At 73.0% G+C, this 17,835-nt stretch carries 19 protein-coding genes; 15 read left to right on the top strand and 4 right to left on the bottom strand.

Translation table 11 applies throughout. The annotated features are described in order from the left end of the window. The first annotated feature begins 11 nt into the window (after positions 1 to 11). Together ABT048_RS25325 and ABT048_RS25320 are read left to right on the top strand one after the other, a co-directional pair. Complete coding sequence (locus tag ABT048_RS25325; RefSeq protein WP_350523778.1) at positions 12 to 848, top strand: chitosanase; 837 nt, start codon at positions 12 to 14, stop codon at positions 846 to 848. Positions 849 to 1,114: 266 nt separating this feature from the next. Further along, positions 1,115 to 2,206 carry a sugar ABC transporter substrate-binding protein gene (locus tag ABT048_RS25320; protein WP_350523777.1) on the top strand — a complete coding sequence of 364 codons (1,092 nt, stop codon included), beginning with the start codon at positions 1,115 to 1,117 and terminating at the stop codon, positions 2,204 to 2,206. A gap of 91 nt (positions 2,207 to 2,297) precedes the next feature. Here ABT048_RS25320 and ABT048_RS25315 read toward each other — a convergent pair whose 3' ends face one another. Further along, positions 2,298 to 3,167, bottom strand: coding sequence for a 3-hydroxybutyryl-CoA dehydrogenase (locus ABT048_RS25315; protein WP_350523776.1), 870 nt, complete (start codon positions 3,165 to 3,167; stop codon positions 2,298 to 2,300). A gap of 314 nt (positions 3,168 to 3,481) precedes the next feature. On the opposite strand from ABT048_RS25315, the gene ABT048_RS25310 reads away from it, so the two are divergent. Next, positions 3,482 to 4,300: an SDR family NAD(P)-dependent oxidoreductase gene (locus tag ABT048_RS25310; RefSeq protein WP_350523775.1), complete on the top strand. Its 819-nt coding sequence runs from the start codon at positions 3,482 to 3,484 to the stop codon at positions 4,298 to 4,300. Positions 4,301 to 4,315: 15 nt separating this feature from the next. Here the strand turns inward: ABT048_RS25310 and ABT048_RS25305 are convergent, their stop codons facing one another. Continuing rightward, positions 4,316 to 5,227 carry a polysaccharide deacetylase family protein gene (locus ABT048_RS25305; RefSeq protein WP_350523774.1) on the bottom strand — a complete coding sequence of 304 codons (912 nt, stop codon included), beginning with the start codon at positions 5,225 to 5,227 and terminating at the stop codon, positions 4,316 to 4,318. Between the two features lie 208 nt (positions 5,228 to 5,435). Here ABT048_RS25305 and ABT048_RS25300 point away from each other — a divergent pair, with 208 nt between their 5' ends. From ABT048_RS25300 to ABT048_RS25290, 3 genes are all read left to right on the top strand, one after another. Further along, a complete protein-coding gene (locus tag ABT048_RS25300) occupies positions 5,436 to 6,320 on the top strand; it encodes an SAM-dependent methyltransferase (RefSeq protein WP_350523773.1) in 885 nt (294 codons plus the stop codon). A gap of 125 nt (positions 6,321 to 6,445) precedes the next feature. After that, positions 6,446 to 7,003: an HDIG domain-containing metalloprotein gene (locus ABT048_RS25295; RefSeq protein ID WP_350523772.1), complete on the top strand. Its 558-nt coding sequence runs from the start codon at positions 6,446 to 6,448 to the stop codon at positions 7,001 to 7,003. Between the two features lie 37 nt (positions 7,004 to 7,040). Further along, positions 7,041 to 7,565, top strand: coding sequence for an FBP domain-containing protein (locus tag ABT048_RS25290; protein WP_350523771.1), 525 nt, complete (start codon positions 7,041 to 7,043; stop codon positions 7,563 to 7,565). Between the two features lie 36 nt (positions 7,566 to 7,601). Here ABT048_RS25290 and ABT048_RS25285 read toward each other — a convergent pair whose 3' ends face one another. Beyond that, complete coding sequence (locus ABT048_RS25285) at positions 7,602 to 7,976, bottom strand: RNA-binding S4 domain-containing protein (RefSeq protein WP_350523770.1); 375 nt, start codon at positions 7,974 to 7,976, stop codon at positions 7,602 to 7,604. 147 nt (positions 7,977 to 8,123) lie between these two features. Continuing rightward, entirely contained in the window at positions 8,124 to 8,528 is a 405-nt protein-coding gene (locus tag ABT048_RS25280) for a VOC family protein (protein WP_350523769.1), read from the bottom strand. 96 nt (positions 8,529 to 8,624) lie between these two features. Between ABT048_RS25280 and ABT048_RS25275 the strand changes: the two genes are divergently transcribed. From ABT048_RS25275 to ABT048_RS25235, 9 genes are all read left to right on the top strand, one after another. Then, positions 8,625 to 9,836: a methyltransferase gene (locus ABT048_RS25275; protein WP_402800529.1), complete on the top strand. Its 1,212-nt coding sequence runs from the start codon at positions 8,625 to 8,627 to the stop codon at positions 9,834 to 9,836. A gap of 153 nt (positions 9,837 to 9,989) precedes the next feature. Then, the gene (gene argC / locus ABT048_RS25270) at positions 9,990 to 11,018 is read left to right on the top strand and encodes an N-acetyl-gamma-glutamyl-phosphate reductase (protein ID WP_350523768.1); all 1,029 of its coding nucleotides are present in this window, start codon (positions 9,990 to 9,992) and stop codon (positions 11,016 to 11,018) included. Between the two features lie 14 nt (positions 11,019 to 11,032). Beyond that, positions 11,033 to 12,187, top strand: a complete 1,155-nt coding sequence (gene argJ, locus ABT048_RS25265) for a bifunctional glutamate N-acetyltransferase/amino-acid acetyltransferase ArgJ (protein WP_350523876.1) — start codon at positions 11,033 to 11,035, stop codon at positions 12,185 to 12,187. 175 nt (positions 12,188 to 12,362) lie between these two features. Continuing rightward, positions 12,363 to 13,238, top strand: a complete 876-nt coding sequence (gene argB / locus ABT048_RS25260; RefSeq protein WP_350523875.1) for an acetylglutamate kinase — start codon at positions 12,363 to 12,365, stop codon at positions 13,236 to 13,238. Beyond that, complete coding sequence (locus ABT048_RS25255; protein WP_350523767.1) at positions 13,235 to 14,440, top strand: acetylornithine transaminase; 1,206 nt, start codon at positions 13,235 to 13,237, stop codon at positions 14,438 to 14,440. Before argB ends, ABT048_RS25255 begins: the two co-directional genes overlap by 4 nt. A 23-nt stretch (positions 14,441 to 14,463) precedes the next feature. Further along, the gene (locus tag ABT048_RS25250; protein WP_049652068.1) at positions 14,464 to 15,012 is read left to right on the top strand and encodes an arginine repressor; all 549 of its coding nucleotides are present in this window, start codon (positions 14,464 to 14,466) and stop codon (positions 15,010 to 15,012) included. 114 nt (positions 15,013 to 15,126) lie between these two features. After that, positions 15,127 to 16,551 (top strand): argininosuccinate lyase, encoded by a 1,425-nt coding sequence (gene argH / locus ABT048_RS25245; RefSeq protein WP_350523766.1) that lies wholly within the window; start codon positions 15,127 to 15,129, stop codon positions 16,549 to 16,551. Positions 16,552 to 16,659: 108 nt separating this feature from the next. Next, the gene (locus ABT048_RS25240) at positions 16,660 to 16,917 is read left to right on the top strand and encodes a winged helix-turn-helix domain-containing protein (RefSeq protein ID WP_350523765.1); all 258 of its coding nucleotides are present in this window, start codon (positions 16,660 to 16,662) and stop codon (positions 16,915 to 16,917) included. 210 nt (positions 16,918 to 17,127) lie between these two features. Beyond that, on the top strand, positions 17,128 to 17,628 hold the full coding sequence (locus tag ABT048_RS25235) for a GNAT family N-acetyltransferase (RefSeq protein ID WP_350523764.1): 501 nt from the start codon (positions 17,128 to 17,130) through the stop codon (positions 17,626 to 17,628). Positions 17,629 to 17,835: the final 207 nt, after the last annotated feature.

Here is a 17,835-nt window from a genome sequence, read left to right as displayed (position 1 = left end):
CGGAGCGTCCCATGCGCCCTCAGCCCCGTCGTGCCCTCCGCATAGCCCTCGCCGCCGCCCTGGTGGCCGCGCCCCTCACCGTCGCGGCCACCTCGGCGGCCCAGGCCGCCCCGGCCCCGGCCGTCCAGCTCAAGGGCGTCGGGCTGGACGACCCGCACAAGAAGGACATCGCCATGCAGCTGGTGTCCAGCGCGGAGAACTCGTCGCTGGACTGGAAGGCCCAGTACAAGTACATCGAGGACATCAAGGACGGGCGGGGCTACACCGCCGGCATCATCGGCTTCTGCTCCGGCACCGGTGACATGCTGGAGCTGGTCGAGCACTACACCGACCTCAAGCCCGGCAACGTCCTGGCGAAGTACCTGCCCGCGCTGAAGAAGGTCAACGGCACCGACTCGCACGCCGGCCTCGGCTCCGCCTTCGAGCGCGACTGGGCCACCGCCGCCAAGGACACCGTCTTCCAGCAGGCCCAGAACGACGAGCGCGACCGGGTCTACTTCAACCCCGCCGTCAAGCAGGCCAAGGCCGACGGCCTGCGCGGGCTCGGCCAGTTCGCCTACTACGACGCCATCGTCATGCACGGCCCGGGCAACAGCTCGGACAGCTTCGGCGGCATCCGCGCCGCCGCCATGAAGAAGGCCAAGACCCCCGCCCAGGGCGGCGACGAGGCCGCCTACATCAAGGCCTTCCTGGACGCCCGCAAGGTCGTCATGAAGAAGGAGGAGGCCCACTCCGACACCAGCCGGGTGGACACCGAGCAGACGGTCTTCCTCAACGCCAAGAACTTCGACCTCAACCCGCCGCTGAAGTGGAAGGTCTACGGCGACAGCTACGCCATCAACAGTTGAGCCGTCACCGTCCCGACGGCGGGCGGCCCCTCTCCTCGGGGTCGCCCGCCGTCGGCTTTCTGCTTCGCGCTTCCTTCGGGAGTCGACGCCGCTCCGGAGCCGTCCGGCAGCCTTCCTGCGGCGATGCGCACGGATCATTCGCTTCATAACGAATCGGACGGGAGGGTGGCGAAGTCTCCTTCACTTATTGACGCATCGGTCCGGTGACGCTTGACTCCCTGGCACTGCCGCGACGTCGCGGCGCAGTACAGGAGGCACCACCGATCATGAACAGACCCATGCGTCTCGCGGCCGCGGGCACGGCCGCCGTGTCGCTCGCACTCACCCTCGCGGCCTGCGGTCAGACCGTCGCGTCGCAGCAGCCGGGGGCCGGCGGGAGCGAACGGAGCATCGGTCTGCTTCTGCCGGAGAACACCTCCTCCACCCGCTACGAGGCCTTCGACAGGCCGCTGATCCAGCAGACGGTCACCAGCCTCTGCCCGAGGTGCACGATCGACTACGCCAACGCGGACGGGAACGAGAGCACCCAGAAGCGCCAGTTCGACGACATGCTGGCCAAGGGCGTCAAGGTCATCCTGCTCGACCCGGTCAACGCCAAGACCACCGCGCCATGGGTCGAGGCCGCCACTGCCAAGGGCGTGAAGGTCGTCGCCTACGACCGGCTGGCCGCCGGCAAGGTCGCCGCCTACGTGTCCTTCGACAACGGGCGCACCGGTGAACTCCAGGGTCAGACCCTGTTGGACGCGCTCGGCCCGAAGGCCGCCTCGGCCAATGTCGTGATGATCAACGGTGCCGAGTCCGACCCCAACGCGGCCCAGTTCAAGGCGGGCGCGCACCGCGCGCTGGACGGCAAGGTCAAGAAGATCGCCTACGAGCAGTCCGGCGAGTGGAAGCCGGAGGTGGCCACGGCGAAGATGAACGAGGCCATCCAGAGCCTGGGCAAGGACGGCATCCAGGCCGTCTACGCGGCCAACGACGGCATGGCCGCGGCGGTCATCGAGTCCCTGAAGGCGGCGGGCATCAAGAACGTGCCCGTGGGCGGTCAGGACGCGTCCATGGACGCGGTGCACCGGGTGCTCACCGGCGAGCAGGCCTACACCATCTACAAGCCGTACAAGCCCGAGGCGGACGCGGCCGGCAGGATCGCCGTCCAGCTGGTCGAGGGCCTGGACATCAGCTCGACGGCGACCTCGATCACCGACAGCGGCGGGCTGCACATCCCGTCCCTGCTGCTCACCCCGATCGTGGTGACCAAGGCGAAGGTGCAGGCCACGGTGGTCGGCGGCGGCCTCTACAAGGCGGCCGACATCTGCACGCCGCAGTACGCGGACGCCTGCGCGGCGGCCGGCGTCAAGTAGTGCGAGGACCGGTGCCCCGCCCCGCGGGGCGGGGCACCGGCCGCGTCGCCGCCGGCCGGAGCCGCCTTCGTGCGGAGGTGTCCTTCGCGGGTCAGGCGCTCGCGGTGTAGTCGTAGAAGCCGCGGCCGGACTTGCGGCCGAGCAGGCCCGCGTCGACCATCCGGGAGAGCAGCGGGGGAGCGGCGTACAGCGGCTCCTTGTACTCGTCGTACATCGACTCGGCGATCGACACGATGGTGTCCAGGCCGATCAGGTCGCACAGCCGCAGCGGGCCCATCGGGTGGGCGCAGCCGGCCTCCATGCCCTTGTCGATGTCGGAGGCGGTGGCCACGCCCGACTCGAACATCCGCACCGCGGACAGCAGGTACGGCACCAGCAGCGCGTTGACCACGAAGCCGGCCCGGTCGCGGGCGCGGATCGGCTCCTTGGCGAGCACCTGGGAGGCGAAGGCCTCGACGCGCTCGGTGGTCGCCGCGGAGGTGGTCAGGGTCGGGATGACCTCGACCAGCTTCTGCACCGGCGCCGGGTTGAAGAAGTGCAGGCCGATCACCTGCTCCGGGCGGGAGGTGGCGGCGGCCAGCTTCACGATCGGGATCGAGGAGGTGTTGGAGGCGAGGATCGCGTCCCGGCGCACGATGACCTGGTCCAGGGTCTGGAAGATCCGGACCTTGATGTCCTCGCGCTCGGCCACGGCCTCGACCACCAGGTCGCGGTCGGCGAAGTCGGCCAGGTCGACGGTGAAGGACAGCCGGGCCATCGCCTCGTCCCGCTGCTCGGGGGTCAGCTTGCCGCGCTTGACCGCCGTGTCCAGGGAGTTGGTCAGCCGCGTACGGCCGAGCTCCAGCGCCTCACCGGTGGCCTCCGACACCAGGACGTCCAGCCCGGCCCGGGCGAAGACCTCGGCGATGCCCGACCCCATCAGACCGCAGCCGACTACTCCGACGCGCGCGATGTCACTCACTCAGTTGCCCTTCGGTGGTGCTGGGGGTCGCCCAGCGACTGGTGGCCCAGCGAGCTGCTGGTCAGCGGGTCGGTGTACCGGAATGGGTGCACCGGTCACCGCCCCGACGACGTTACTACTCCGTACCGGCCAGTAGGTCACCCCCTCCCTGGCGGAGTGCCACCGCGGGTGGGTCCTCCGAACGGGTGAGGCGGCGGTCCCGGCCCGTGCGCCCGGGGCCGCCGCCGCCCGGTGGCCGACAGAATGCCGCAGACGGGGGCCGGGGACGGACAGCGGAACAGCGGACAGGGCCGGGGGCGGGAAGGGAGCACACGGTGTCGACGGGATCGCTCGCAGGACAGGTCGCCCTGGTCACCGGCGCCGGCCGGGGCATCGGCCGGGAGATCGCCATCGGCCTGGCCGCCGAGGGGATGGCGGTCGGCCTGGTCGGCCGCACGCACGAGACGCTGACCGACACCCTCAAGGAGTGCGTCAAGCGCGGCTCCCGGGGCGTCGCCGTCACCGCCGACGTCACCCGCCCCGGATCGGTGCGCGAGGCGGTCCGGCTGGTCGAGCGCGACCTCGGCCCGATCGACCTGCTGGTCAACAACGCCGGCCTGGTCGACCGCGCCGAGGTGCCGATCTGGGAGACCGACGTCAACCAGTGGTGGCAGGTGATCGAGACCAACCTGCGCGGCCCCTACAACCTGCTGCGCTGCGTGCTGCCCGGCATGGTCGACCGGCGCAGCGGCCGGGTGGTCAACCTCAACTCCGGCTTCGCGCTGCGCCCGGACGGCAACTACACCGCGTACGCGACGTCCAAGGGCGCGCTGCTCCAGCTCTCCGACAACATGGCGGACTCGCTCGCGCAGCACGACGTCGTGGTTCTGGACATCAGCCCGGGCGCGGTGGCCACCGACATGACCGCCGGGATGCCGATGTTCCAGGACATGAAGACCTGGGGCTCCATCCCGTACATGGTCGCGGTCACCGTGGACGCCGCCCGCGGCCGCTTCGACGGGCTGCACGGGCGGTTCATCCACGCCGGGCGGGACGACCTGGAGGAGATGGTCGGCCGGGCCGACGCGATCCGCGCCTCGGACGCCCGCACCCTGCGGCTGCGCCCGTACAAGGACGACGATCCGATGGTCTGACGGGCCCCGGGGCCCTCAGGCGCAGAGCTGGCTGGCGGTCACCGGCTTGAGCCCGGCCTTGGCGAGGCCGTCCAGGATGGCCGGCAGCGCGTCCACCGTGCACTGGTGGCCCATGTGCAGCGCGACGACGGAGCCGCCGCGCACCGAGTTCAGCACCCGGCGCTGCAGCTCGGCGGCCGAGGGGTCGTTGTAGTCGCGCGGGTCGACGTCGAAGGACAGCACGTGCTCGTAGCCGACGGCCCTGGCCTGCTCGCGCACCATCGGGGTGGCGTACTGCGCGGCGGACGGGCGGAACCAGCGGCCGATCGAGCCGGTGAGCCGCTGCAGCCGGTCGGCGCACTGGGCGATCTCGGCGCGGGCCTGGTCGGGCGTCATGGCGGAGATGTTGAGGTGGTTCTGGGTGTGGTTGCCCAGCTCGTGGCCGCCGTCCAGGATCCGCCGGGCCATCTGCGGCTGCTGGTCGAGCCAGCTGCCGACGACCATCACGGTCAGCTTGGCGCCGCGCTGCTCGGCGATCTCCAGCAGCGCGGTGGCCAGCTTCGGGTCCCCGCTGCCGTGGCAGGTGAGCGCCACGTTCTTGCCGGTGCGCGGCCCGTACACGACCTCGACGGGGGTTCCGGGCGCGAGCGGCGGCAGCGGGGGCGGGGTCGGCGGGGCGGTGGCCTGGGCGGCGGCCGCCGGGGTGGCCTCGGCGGTGGGCTGGGGCTCCGCCGGGGTGGCCGGGGCGGGGGAGGCCGGGCCCTCGCCGCCGTTCCACGCCGGGTCGGTGACGTGCTGCGGGTCGACGGTGCCCGGGTGTGCGGCCAACGCCCCGGGGTCGGCCCGGCGGGGTACGTCGGTGCCGCAGGCGGTGAGGAGGCCACCGGCGGCGGAGAGGGCGGCCAGCTTGGCGGCGGTGCGCAGTACGGTGCGGCGGTCGGCAGTCATCGGCAGCCAGCATAGAGAGCACGGCCGGGGCGGGCGATCCGGTATGACCGGTCCCCATCGTCTTGACGTGCACACATTCTGTCTACGGGCGTTGCGTAAACCTGAACTACCGCTGTTTCCACGGTGTGTCGTTGGATACGATCACCGCGCACCGCGTGTTGACGGGCGGTCGCACAATTCCGGCATTGCGCATTGGGGGCGGAACAGGATGCACGACGACACCACGGCCACCGGCCAGGCGGGCGGCACCGACTGGGGCTGGGCCAGGGCGGACGACTGGCAGCCGCCGAGCGAGCTGGACACCGGCGTCCCGCACACCGCCCGGATGTACGACTACTACCTCGGCGGCAAGGACAACTTCGAGGCCGACCGCAAGGCCGCCCAGGCCGCGATAGCCGCCTACCCGGCGCTGCCGCTGCTGGCCCGCACCAACCGGCAGTTCCTCGGCCGCGCGGTGGAGTTCGCGGCCGGCCGCGGCATCCGCCAGTTCGTCGACATCGGCACCGGCATCCCGGCCGTCGGCTCCACCAGCGAGGCCGCCCAGCGGGTCGCCCCGGACGCCCGCGTGGTGTACGTGGACAACGACCCGATCGTCGCCACCCACGCCCGCGCCCTGCTCGCGAGCCACCCCGCCGGGCACACCTCGGTGATCGAGGCCGACCTGCGCGACCCGGCCGCGATCCTCGCCCACCCCGGGCTGGCCGCCGCCGTCGACCTCTCCCGGCCGGTCGCGCTGATGCTGGTCGCCGTGCTGCACTTCATCCGCGACGAGGACGGCGCGCAGCAGATCGTGCGCACCCTGCGCGACGCGCTCGCGCCCGGCAGCGCCCTGATCCTCTCGCACGGCAGCCCCGACTTCGCCTCCCGCGAGAGCGCAGCCGAGGGCACCCGGATCTACCGGAGCGCCAGCGCCCCGCTCGTGCTGCGCCCCCGGGCCGGTGTCGAACCCTTCTTCGGCGACTTCGAGTTCGCCGGCCCCGGGCTCGTCCAGCTCCCGCTCTGGCGCCCCACCGCCGGCCACGTCCCCACCACCGAACTGCCCGAGGGCTGGCAGGACGTCTCCGCGTACGCGGGCGTCGCCTTCAAGCCGTAGCCCCCGCCGGCCGACCCGTACGGGACCGAGCCCGGTCCCGGCGCCTCCCTCCTGCGCCGGGACCGGGTCACCGCAGCCTACGCACCCGCACTGACAACCCCTCACCCGCCCCGGTAGCCTGCGGCGTGACCACCGCCCTGCCGCCGCTGCCCGCCGACGTCGCCGACCTGCTACGGGCCCTCGCGGCGCCGCCCCGACTGGTCGCCCACCTCGCGCTGGTGCACGAGGTCGCCGAGGAGATCGCCGACTTCTGCGCCCGCGAGGGCCTGGAGTTCGACCGCGAGGCCGTCCGGTACGGCGCCGCCACCCACGACATCGGCAAGACCGTCCACCCCGAGGAGCTCTCCGCGCCCGGCTCCGCGCACGAGGCCGCCGGCCACGCCCTGTTGATCGCCCGCGGCGTCCCCGAGCGGCTCGCCCGCTTCGCCCGCAGCCACGCGCGGTGGGGCGAGCCCGGCACCACCGTCGAGGAACTGCTGGTCAGCCTGGCCGACAAGGCCTGGAAGAACAAGCGCGTCCCCGACCTGGAGGACCGCCTGGTCGACCGGCTCGCCGCCGCCGGCGGCCGGGAACGCTGGGAGGCCTTCCTCGCCCTGGACGACCTGCTCACCCGGATCGGCGAGGACGCCCCGCGGCGGCTCGCCGTCCAGGCCGGGCACCCCGTACGAACCGGGAGAAATTGACGCGACAGCGCCCGCGGCGCGGTGTTAGCTTCCGGGCATGGAACCCCTGAGCGAGAACGAGATCCGCGCGTCCTTCGTCAACTGCTCCAAGGGCGAGGCCCGTCGGCTCAACCTGCCCCGGGGCCTGGCCGAACTGCCCTGGGAGAACCTGGACTTCCTCGGCTGGCGGGACCAGGGCGCCCCCGACCGCGCCTACCTGGTGGCCCGGCACGGCGGCGAACTCGTCGGCGTGACGCTGCGGGTGCCGACGGTCCGGCGCAGCCTGACCAAGACCAACGTCTGCTCGCTGTGCATCACCGCGCACGCCGGCACCGGCGTCGCGCTGCTCGCCGCCCGCCGGGCCGGCGCGGCCGGGCGCGAGGGCAACACGGTCGGGACGTACATCTGCGCCGACCTCGCCTGCTCGCTGTACGTGCGCGGGTTGAAGAAGTCCGCCCTGGTCACCAGGCCCGACGAGTCACTGCCGCTGGAGGACCAGATCGCCCGGACGGTGGGCAACCTCGACGCCTTCGTCGCCAAGGTGCTCACCGACACGTCCGTCGGGTCCGCCGTGTCCGCGTAGCGCCCCGTGTCCGCGTAGGGCGCCCAAGCCCCGGGCTCACTGCCCGCGCAGCTGGTCCAGCTCGCGGCGCTCCCGCTTGGTCGGGCGCCCGGCCCCGCGGTCCCGCTGCCCGGCCGCCGCGACGAACTCGCGCGGCGGCCGCGGCGGGCTGTTGTCGACCAGGCACTCCGCGGCGACCTCGGCACCGACCCGCTTGCGGATCAGCTTGCGCACCACCACGACCCGCTCGTGGTTCTCCTCGCGGACCCGGACCTCGTCCCCGGCCTTCAGCGCCTGGGCCGGCTTGGCCCGCTCCCCGTTCACCCGGACGTGCCCGGCCCGGCAGGCGGCCGCCGCCAGCGCTCGCGTCTTGACCAGCCGGACCGACCAGATCCAGCTGTCCACCCGCACGCTTCCCTCGTGTTCAGCCATCCTCGGAGCCTACCCAAGCGGTCCGGATCCTTCCCGGGCCCGCGCGGCCGGGGGCGTGCAGGCGGGGCCCGCGCGGCCGGGGGGCACGCCCCGACGTCCGTGCGGCGGATGGGCGTCCGCGCCGCCGTCCGCGCCGCCGTCCGCGGGCTACGCCGCGCGCGGCGCCTCCTGGACCGCCCAGCCGTTCCCGTCCGGGTCGTTGAAGAACACGAAGTTGTTCCAGGCCTCGCCGTGCCCGTTCACCCGGGCCCCCGCCACGAAGTGCTGGACGGGGCTGACCTCCACGCCCCGCGCCCGCAGTTCGGCGTGCGCCTTCTCGATGTCCGCGACCACCAGTTGGAGGCCCTTGACGGACCCGGGCGGGGAGTCGATCACCCCCTTGCCCACCACGATCGAGCAGGGCGAGCCCGGGGGAGTCAGCTGGACCACCCGGACCCCGTCCCGCAGGCGGGTGTCGTGGTCCACCGTGAAGCCGGCCTGCTCCTCGTAGAAGAGCTTCGCGCGGTCCACGTCGGACACCGGGACCACCACGACTTCGAGCTTCCAGTCCATCGCCCTCACCCCTCTCGGTCGGGCTCTTCCAGTATCCGTCCGGCGGCCGTCATCCAAAACTGTTCCCCGGTGCCCGTCCGATAGCCTGAGAACACGATGAATCCGCAGACCACGCCCGCCGCGACCCCGCCGGCCACCCTGCTGGCCACCCCGTGGGGCGCCCTCGACCTCACCCGCTTCCCCGAGGACCCGCGCGAGCGGCTCCGGGCCTGGGACGCCGCCGACGAGTACCTGCTGCGCCACCTCGCGGGCGAGGCGGCGAGCGCGGCCGGTGCCGCGACCGAGCTGGCCGACCGCCGGATCGCCGTCCTCGGCGACCGCTGGGGCGCGCTGACCACCGCGCTCGCCGGATTCCGGCCGGTCCAGATCTCCGACTCCCACCTCGGCCGGCAGGCCACCCTGGCCAACCTGGCCCGGGCCGGCGCCGACGTCGACGAGGACCGGCTGCTCACCACCCGGGACACCCCGCCGGAGCGGATCGACGTGCTGCTGGTGCGCGTCCCCAAGAGCCTGGCGCTGCTGGAGGACCAACTGCACCGGCTCGCCCCCGCGATCCACCCCGGCACCGTGGTGATCGGCGCCGGCATGGTCACCGAGATCCACACCTCCACGCTCCAGCTCTTCGAGCGGATCCTCGGCCCGACCCGCACCTCGCTCGCCGTCCGCAAGGCCCGGCTGATCCTCTGCACCCCGGACCCGGCGCTGGACCCCGGCCCGAACCCGTGGCCGCACCGCTACGCGCTGCCGTCGGACATCGGCCCCGCCGCCGGCCGTACGGTGGTCAACCACGCCGGCACCTTCTGCGCCGAGCGCCTCGACATCGGCACCCGCTTCTTCCTCGCCCACCTGCCCACCCCCGCCCCGGGCGCCCGGGTGGTGGACCTCGGCTGCGGCAACGGCGTGGTCGGCACGGCCGCGGCCCTCGCCGGGCCGGGCGCGCAACTGCTCTTCGTGGACGAGTCGCACCAGGCGGTGGCCTCCGCCGAGGAGACCTTCCGCACCAACCTGGGCCCGGACGCCCCGGCCGAGTTCCTCACGGCCGACGCGCTCGCGACGGACGCGGTCGCCCCCGGCTCGGTGGACCTGGTGCTCAACAACCCGCCGTTCCACTCCCACCAGGCCACCACCGACGCCACCGCGTGGCGGATGTTCACCGGCGCCAAGCGGGCGCTGCGGCCCGGCGGTGAGCTCTGGGTGGTCGGCAACCGCCACCTCGGCTACCACGTCAAGCTGCGCCGCCTCTTCGGCAACTGCCGGCTCGTGGCCGGCAACCCCAAGTTCGTGGTGCTGCGGGCGGTCAAGCGCTGATCCAGCGCCGTCGAGCGCCGATCCGTCGCCGTCAAACGTTGAGCCGTCCCGCCCCGCCCCGCCCCGACCGTGTCCGGGCGGGGCTCCGGCACATACTCCTTGCATGAATTTTCCGTCACGCGTATATTCATGCCAAGACTAAGGAGGAACGCCATGGCATTGCGAGTCGCCGTCGCCGGCGCGAGCGGGTACGCGGGCGGCGAGGTGCTGCGCCTGCTGCTGGGCCACCCGGAGGTGGAGATCGGGGCGCTCACCGGCGGCTCGAACGCGGGCACCAGGCTGGGCGCGCTGCAGCCGCACCTGATCCCGCTCGCCGACCGCGTCCTCGAACCCACCACCCCCGAGGTGCTGGCCGATCACGACGTGGTGTTCCTGGCGCTGCCGCACGGCCAGTCCGCCGCCGTCGCCGAGGCCCTCGGCCAGAACGTCCTGGTGGTGGACTGCGGCGCCGACTTCCGGCTCAAGGCCGCCGCCGACTGGGAGCAGTTCTACGGCTCCGCGCACGCCGGCACCTGGCCCTACGGCCTGCCCGAACTCCCCGGCCACCGCGCCGCGTTGAAGGGCAGCAACCGGATCGCCGTGCCCGGCTGCTACCCGACGGCCGTCTCGCTCGCGCTGTTCCCCGCGTACGCGGCCGGGCTGGCCGAGCCGGAGGCCGTGGTGGTCGCCGCCTCCGGCACCTCCGGCGCGGGCAAGGCCGCCAAGCCGCACCTGCTGGGCAGCGAGGTGATGGGCAGCGTCAGCCCGTACGGCGTCGGCGGCGTGCACCGGCACACCCCCGAGATGGCCCAGAACCTCACCCCGCTCGCGGGCGAGCCGGTCACCGTCTCCTTCACCCCCACCCTCGTCCCGATGCCGCGCGGCATCCTCGCCACCTGCTCCGCCAAGGCGAAGCCCGGCGTGACCGCCGAGAGCCTGCGCGCGGCCTACACCGAGGCGTTCGCGGACGAGGCCTTCGTCCACCTGCTGCCCGAGGGGCAGTGGCCGCAGACCAGCAGCGTCTACGGCGCCAACACCGCCCTGGTCCAGGTCGCCCTGGACGCCACCGCCGGGCGGATCATCGCGATCAGCGCGATCGACAACCTGGTCAAGGGCACCGCGGGCGGCGCGGTGCAGAGCATGAACATCGCCCTCGGCCTTCCCGAGGAGCTGGGCCTTCCCGTGAACGGAGTCGCACCGTGAGCACTGCCACCAACGTGGGCGTGACGGCGGCCAAGGGCTTCCGCGCCGCCGGTGTGACGGCCGGCATCAAGGCCTCCGGCACCCCCGACCTCGCCCTGGTGGTCAACGACGGCCCGTCGCTCGCCGCGGCCGGCGTCTTCACCGCGAACCGGGTCAAGGCCGCGCCGGTGCTCTGGTCCGAGCAGGTCCTCAAGGGCGGCGTGGTGTCCGCCGTCGTCCTCAACTCTGGTGGCGCCAACGCCTGTACCGGCCCGCTCGGCTTCCAGGACACCCACGCCACCGCGGAGAAGGTCGCCGAGGAGCTGAAGCTCAACGCGGGCGAGGTCGCCGTCGCGTCCACCGGCCTGATCGGCGTCCGGCTGCCGATGGACATCCTGCTGCCGGGCGTGACCCAGGCCGTCGGCGAGCTCAGCGAGACCGGCGGCGAGGCCGCCGCGATCGCCATCAAGACCACCGACACCGTGCACAAGACCGCCCAGGTCACCAGCCCGGCCGGTTGGACGGTCGGCGGCATGGCCAAGGGCGCGGGCATGCTCGCGCCGAGCCTCGCCACCATGCTGGTCGTGCTCACCACCGACGCCGCCGTCGACAGTGCCGGCCTGGACGCCGCCCTGCGCGGCGCCACCCGCACCACCTTCGACCGGATCGACTCCGACGGCTGCATGTCCACCAACGACACCGTGCTGCTGCTCGCCTCCGGCGCCTCCGGTGTCACCCCGGACGGGGCCGAGTTCGCCGAGGCCGTCCGCACGGTCAGCGCCGACCTGGCCCGCCAGCTGATCGGCGACGCCGAGGGCGCCGGCAAGGACATCCGGATCGACGTCACCGGCGCCGCCACCGAGGACGAGGCGGTCGAGGTCGCCCGGACGATCAGCCGCAACAACCTGCTCAAGTGCGCCATCCACGGCGAGGACCCCAACTGGGGCCGGGTGCTGGCCGCGATCGGCACCACCTCCGCCGCGTTCGACCCGAACGAGCTGGACGTCGCCATCAACGGCGTCTGGGTCTGCAAGGACGGCGGCGTCGGCGAGGACCGCGACCTGGTGGACATGACGGGCCGCGAGGTCGTCATCACGGCGGACCTCAACGCCGGCCCCGCGAGCGCCTCGGTGTGGACCAACGACCTCACCGCTGACTACGTTCACGAGAACAGCGCCTACTCGACCTGATCCACGTCACTTCGTCCGCGACATCCTGACCCGCGGCACCACCGAGCCGCGGCAGCACCGAGCCGCGACGTCCTCCCCCGGCCTCCGGCCCGGGGGACCCCATCGACGAGGGAATCCCGTGCAGATCGCACCCAAGGGCGAACAGGCCCGCAACAACACCGCGTTGCCCAAGGCCATGACGCTGATCGAGGCGCTGCCGTGGCTGGAGCGCTTCCACGGCAAGACCGTCGTGATCAAGTTCGGCGGCAACGCCATGGTCGACGACGAGCTGAAGGCCGCGTTCGCCCAGGACGTCGTCTTCCTGCGCTACGCCGGACTCCACCCCGTCGTGGTGCACGGCGGCGGCCCGCAGATCAGCGCCCAGTTGGACAGGCTCGGCCTGGAGTCCAGCTTCACCAACGGCCTGCGGGTCACCACCCCCGAGACCATGGACGTGGTCCGGATGGTCCTGGCCGGCCAGGTGCAGCGCGAGCTGGTCGGCCTGCTGAACGAGCACGGCCCGTTCGCCGTCGGCATGACCGGCGAGGACGCGCACACCATGACGGCGGTCAAGCGCTACGCCGTGGTGGACGGCGAGCAGGTGGACATCGGCCTGGTCGGCGACATCGTCAACATCGAGGCCGGCGCGGTGAAGGCGCTGATCGCCGACGGCCGGATCCCGGTCGTCTCCTCGATCGCCCGGGGCGCCGACGGCCACGTCTACAACATCAACGCCGACACCGCCGCCGCCGCCCTGGCGGTCGCGCTCGGCGCCGAGATGCTCGTCATCCTCACCGACGTCGAGGGCCTCTACAAGGACTGGCCGAACTCCGACGACGTGATCAGCCAGCTCAACGCGAGCGAGCTGGACGGACTGCTGCCCGGCCTGGCCAGCGGCATGCTCCCCAAGATGGAGGGCTGCCTGCGCGCCGTCCGCTCCGGCGTCGGCACCGCCCGCGTCCTGGACGGCCGGGTGCCGCACAGCCTGCTGCTGGAGATCTTCACCGACGAGGGCATCGGCACGATGGTCGTGCCGGACGACGAACCGACCGTGACCGGGGGACTGGCATGACGCACAACGAGCAGCTCGCCGAGCGGTGGCAGCACAGCTTCACCGACAACTACGGCACCCCGCGGATCCCGCTGGTGCGCGGCGAGGGCAGCAAGCTCTGGGACGCCGACGGCAAGGAGTACACCGACCTGCTCGGCGGCATCGCCGTCAACGCCCTCGGCACCGCCCACCCGGCCGTCGTCGAGGCGGTCGGCAGGCAGATCGCCACCCTGGGCCACGTCTCCAACCTCTTCATGGCCGAGCCCACCATCGCCCTCGCCGAGCGCCTGCTGGAGCTGGACGGCCGGGCGGGCGGCCGGGTGTTCTTCTGCAACTCCGGGGCCGAGGCCAACGAGGCCGCGTTCAAGATCAGCCGGCGCACCGGCCGCACCCACCTGGTCGCCCTCCAGGGCGCCTTCCACGGCCGGACCATGGGCGCCCTCGCGCTCACCGGCCAGCCCGCCAAGCAGGACCCGTTCCGCCCGCTGCCCGGCGACGTCACCCACGTCCCGTTCGGTGACGTCGAGGCGCTGCGCGCGGCCGTCACCACCGAGACCGCCGCGGTCTTCCTGGAGCCGATCCAGGGCGAGAACGGCGCCGTCCCGCTCCCGGACGGCTACCTGAAGGCGGCGCGCGAGATCACCCGGGCCACCGGCACCCTGCTGGTCCTGGACGAGATCCAGACCGGCGTGGGCCGCACCGGCCACTGGTACGCGCACCAGGCCTTCGAGGGCGTCGAGCCGGACGTCGTCACCCTGGCCAAGGCGCTCGGCGGGGGGCTGCCGATGGGCGCCGTCCTCGCCTTCGGGCCGGCCGCCGAGCTGCTCACCCCGGGCCAGCACGGCACCACCTTCGGCGGCAATCCGGTGGCCGCCGCGGCCGGGCTCGCGGTGCTGGACACCATCGAGTCCGAGGGCCTGCTGGAGCACGTCCGCAAGCTCGGCGAACGGCTGCGGCACGGCGTCGAGGCGATCGGCGACCCGCTGGTCTCGCACGTGCGCGGCGCCGGCCTGCTGCTCGGCATCGTGCTCACCGCTCCGGTCTCGGCGCAGGTCCAGGCCGTCGCGCAGCAGGCCGGCTTCCTCGTCAACGCGGCCGTCCCGGACGCCGTACGGCTGGCTCCGCCGCTCGTCCTGACCGAGCAGGAGGCGGACGCCTTCCTCGCGGCCCTGCCGGGCATCCTCCGGACGGTGCGCGAGAACGCCCCGGCCGATGCGAGTTGACCGTCGTCCGGGAGAATAATCACATGACCGCTTCCCATTCCGGCCCGTCCGCCGCCGGCCCGACGCCGCAGGTCCCGCAGACCCGCACCGCGCGCCACCGGCGGATCGTGGACCTGCTCACCCGCCAGCCCGTGCGTTCGCAGAGCCAGCTCGCCAAGCTGCTCGCCGACGACGGACTCGTGGTCACCCAGGCCACCCTCTCCCGGGACCTGGACGAGCTGGGCGCGGTCAAGATCCGCAACCGGGACGGCGCGCTGATCTACGCCGTCCCGGCCGAGGGCGGCGACCGCACGCCGCGCGCACCGATGGGGGAGTCGGCCAGCGAGGGCCGGATGGCCCGGCTGGCCGGCGAGCTGATGGTCTCCGCGACGGCCTCCGGCAACCTGGTCGTGCTGCGCACCCCGCCGGGCGCCGCCCAGTTCCTCGCCTCGGCGATCGACCAGGCCGAGGTGTTCGAGATCATCGGCACCATCGCCGGCGACGACACGGTGCTGCTGATCAGCCGCGACCCGGCCGGCGGCCAGGCGCTCGCCGACCACCTCATGCAACTCGCCCAGGCGAAGGCGCAGTAGCGCCCGGAAACCCCACGACCCCGGCCGACGGATCCATGCGGCCGGGGTTTTGTGTTCCATACGCCATCGTGCATACTTATGCTGTCCGCTGTACATGCATGAAGGAGCCACGCGATGACCGCCCAGCAGTCCTCCGACGTCCGCCTCTGGGGCGCGCGCTTCGCCGACGGCCCGTCCGAGGCGCTGGCCAGGCTGTCCGCCTCGGTCCACTTCGACTGGCGGCTCGCGCCGTACGACATCGCCGGCTCCAAGGCCCACGCCCGGGTCCTGCACAAGGCCGGGCTGCTGTCCGACGACGAGCTGTCCGCCATGCTGGCCGGCCTCGACCGGCTGCTCGCCGACGTCGAGGCGGGCACCTTCACGGGCACCGTCGCCGACGAGGACGTCCACACCGCCCTGGAGCGCGGCCTGCTGGAGCGCCTCGGCGCCGAGCTCGGCGGCAAGCTGCGGGCCGGGCGCTCGCGCAACGACCAGATCGCCACCCTGTTCCGGATGTACCTGCGGGACCACGCCAAGACCATCGGTGGCCTGCTGCTCGACCTCCAGGAGGCCCTGGTCGGCCTCGCCGAGGCGCACCCGGACACCGCCATGCCGGGCCGCACCCACCTCCAGCACGCCCAGCCGGTGCTCTTCGCCCACCACGTCCTCGCGCACGTGCAGGCCCTCGGCCGGGACGCCGAGCGGCTGCGCCAGTGGGACGCCCGCACCGCCGTCTCGCCGTACGGCTCCGGGGCGCTGGCCGGCTCCTCGCTCGGCCTCGACCCGCAGGCCGTCGCCGCCGACCTCGGCTTCGAGGGCGGCTCGGTCGGCAACTCGATCGACGGCACGGCCTCGCGCGACTTCGTCGCCGAGTTCGCCTTCGTGACCGCGATGATCGGGATCAACCTCTCCCGGATCGCGGAGGAGGTGATCATCTGGAACACCAAGGAGTTCGGCTTCATCACGCTGCACGACGCCTTCTCCACCGGCTCCTCGATCATGCCGCAGAAGAAGAACCCGGACATCGCCGAGCTCGCCCGCGGCAAGTCCGGCCGCCTGATCGGCAACCTGACCGGCCTGCTGGCCACCCTCAAGGCGCTGCCGCTCGCCTACAACCGGGACCTCCAGGAGGACAAGGAGCCGGTCTTCGACTCCTGCGACACGCTGGAGGTGCTGCTGCCCGCGTTCACCGGGATGATGGCCACCCTCACCGTGCACCGGGAGCGGCTGGAGGAGCTCGCCCCGGCCGGTTTCTCGCTCGCCACCGACATCGCCGAGTGGCTGGTCAAGCAGGGCGTGCCGTTCCGGGTCGCGCACGAGGTGGCCGGCGCCTGCGTCAAGGTCTGCGAGGCCGAGGGCATCGAGCTGTCCGACCTGACGGACGAGCAGTTCGCCGCGATCTCCGAGCACCTGACGCCGCAGGTGCGCTCGGTGCTCAGCGTGCACGGCGCCATCGCCTCCCGCGACGGGCGCGGCGGCACCGCCCCCTCCGCGGTCGCGGTCCAGCTCGCCGAGGTGAAGGCGGACCTGGCGCGGCAGCAGGAGTGGGCCCGGGGCTGACCGGCCGCCGTCGGGAGGAGGGGCGCGGCGGTCCGACCGGCGCGCCCCTCCGGCGTCCGCGCCACGGCCCGGGCGTAACCGGCCCCGCCCCGGTGCGTCATGCACGGTGTGTGCACCACCCTTCCCCCCGTCCCCTCCGCCGAGGACGTCTACCTCGCCGAACGCCGCCGCCGCGTGGTCCGCGAGACCGTGGCCGCCCTGCCCGGCCGCTGTCCGCAACTGATCGCCGCCCTCGCCGAGGACCCGCCGCCGACCTACCGCGAGCTCTCCGAGCGCCTCGGCATGCCCCGCGGCTCCATCGGTCCCACGCGCTCCCGCTGCCTCGCCTGCCTGCGCACGTTGCTCCGAGCGGAGCGTTATCCGTGAGGCGCCCCGGGGCCCTCCGGGCATCCGCGCCGCCCCCCGGAAGCGGGCGTGACCCTCGCCACGTCCGGCCCCGCGAAGGTTGAGGGGAGCTGACACCCGGGTAGAGCGCTGGCGAACGCAGCTCTTGACGGTGCCGCGATCACTCGGATACTGAGCGTGAGCGCGCCACCCTCTGCGCGCAGGGCACGACGACTGGGGAGGCCCCTCCACATGGGCATGAGCGTGATCATCTCGGCCGCGGCGGCCGAGGACGCGGAGCAGATCCTCAAGCTCCAGTACCTCGGGTACCAGCCCGAGGCCGAGCTGTACGGCGACTGGGCGATCGAGCCCCTGACACAGAGCCTGGAGAGCCTGCGCGCCGAACTGACCGAGCAGCACTTCCTGGTCGCCCGGCTGGGCGGCGAGGTGGTCGGCACCGTCCGCGGCCGGATCGACGCCGACGGCGTCGGCCGGATAGGGCGTCTGGTCGTCCACCCGCGGATGCAGCGCCACGGCCTGGGCGGCCGCCTGCTGGACGCGCTGGAGCGCCGGCTCGCCGAGGACGGCCCGGTGTCCGCCTACCGCCTGTTCACCGGCCACCGCAGCCTCGGCAACCTGCGCCTGTACGCCCGCCAGGGCTACCGTCAGACCCGGGTCGAACAGGTCAACAGCCGGCTGAGCTTCGTCCACCTGGAGAAGGCCGTCGGCACCCCGCTCGCCGCGACGGCCTGACCCCGCCGCACCGCGCCCCCCGCTCGGCGCCGCCACCATCCGGACGGTCCGGTGGCGGCGCCGAGTCATGTCTTCCCTGGTCACGGCGGGGGGGGGGGGGGAATGCCGGCTCGCCCCCCCCCAAAACATTATCGGAGACCCCCACACAGAGATTAAAGGAAAAACAAAAACTCAGCCACAACCAAAACCCCCCCCCCCCCCGCCCGC

Origin of the sequence: Kitasatospora sp. NPDC096140, assembly GCF_040303045.1 — a bacterium.
Classification (GTDB): Bacteria; Actinomycetota; Actinomycetes; order Streptomycetales; family Streptomycetaceae; genus Kitasatospora.
The sequence above is the reverse complement of the archived record's forward strand: the minus strand, read 5'-3'. Positions and strand labels throughout refer to the sequence as shown.

Excerpts from the sequence above, each read along its gene's own strand:
- ABT048_RS25290 (WP_350523771.1), top strand. The coding sequence starts at position 7,041 with ATGGAACCCCTGAGCGAGAACGAGATCCGCGCGTCCTTCGTCAACTGC.
- ABT048_RS25255 (WP_350523767.1), top strand. The coding sequence starts at position 13,235 with ATGACGCACAACGAGCAGCTCGCCGAGCGGTGGCAGCACAGCTTCACC.
- argB (WP_350523875.1), top strand. The coding sequence starts at position 12,363 with ATGACGCTGATCGAGGCGCTGCCGTGGCTGGAGCGCTTCCACGGCAAG.
- ABT048_RS25285 (WP_350523770.1), bottom strand. The coding sequence starts at position 7,976 with ATGGCTGAACACGAGGGAAGCGTGCGGGTGGACAGCTGGATCTGGTCG.
- ABT048_RS25305 (WP_350523774.1), bottom strand. The coding sequence starts at position 5,227 with ATGACTGCCGACCGCCGCACCGTACTGCGCACCGCCGCCAAGCTGGCC.
- ABT048_RS25275 (WP_402800529.1), top strand. The coding sequence starts at position 8,625 with ATGAATCCGCAGACCACGCCCGCCGCGACCCCGCCGGCCACCCTGCTG.
- ABT048_RS25325 (WP_350523778.1), top strand. The coding sequence starts at position 12 with ATGCGCCCTCAGCCCCGTCGTGCCCTCCGCATAGCCCTCGCCGCCGCC.
- argC (WP_350523768.1), top strand. The coding sequence starts at position 9,990 with ATGGCATTGCGAGTCGCCGTCGCCGGCGCGAGCGGGTACGCGGGCGGC.
- ABT048_RS25280 (WP_350523769.1), bottom strand. The coding sequence starts at position 8,528 with ATGGACTGGAAGCTCGAAGTCGTGGTGGTCCCGGTGTCCGACGTGGAC.
- ABT048_RS25235 (WP_350523764.1), top strand. The coding sequence starts at position 17,128 with ATGGGCATGAGCGTGATCATCTCGGCCGCGGCGGCCGAGGACGCGGAG.
- ABT048_RS25250 (WP_049652068.1), top strand. The coding sequence starts at position 14,464 with ATGACCGCTTCCCATTCCGGCCCGTCCGCCGCCGGCCCGACGCCGCAG.
- argH (WP_350523766.1), top strand. The coding sequence starts at position 15,127 with ATGACCGCCCAGCAGTCCTCCGACGTCCGCCTCTGGGGCGCGCGCTTC.
- ABT048_RS25320 (WP_350523777.1), top strand. The coding sequence starts at position 1,115 with ATGAACAGACCCATGCGTCTCGCGGCCGCGGGCACGGCCGCCGTGTCG.
- ABT048_RS25300 (WP_350523773.1), top strand. The coding sequence starts at position 5,436 with ATGCACGACGACACCACGGCCACCGGCCAGGCGGGCGGCACCGACTGG.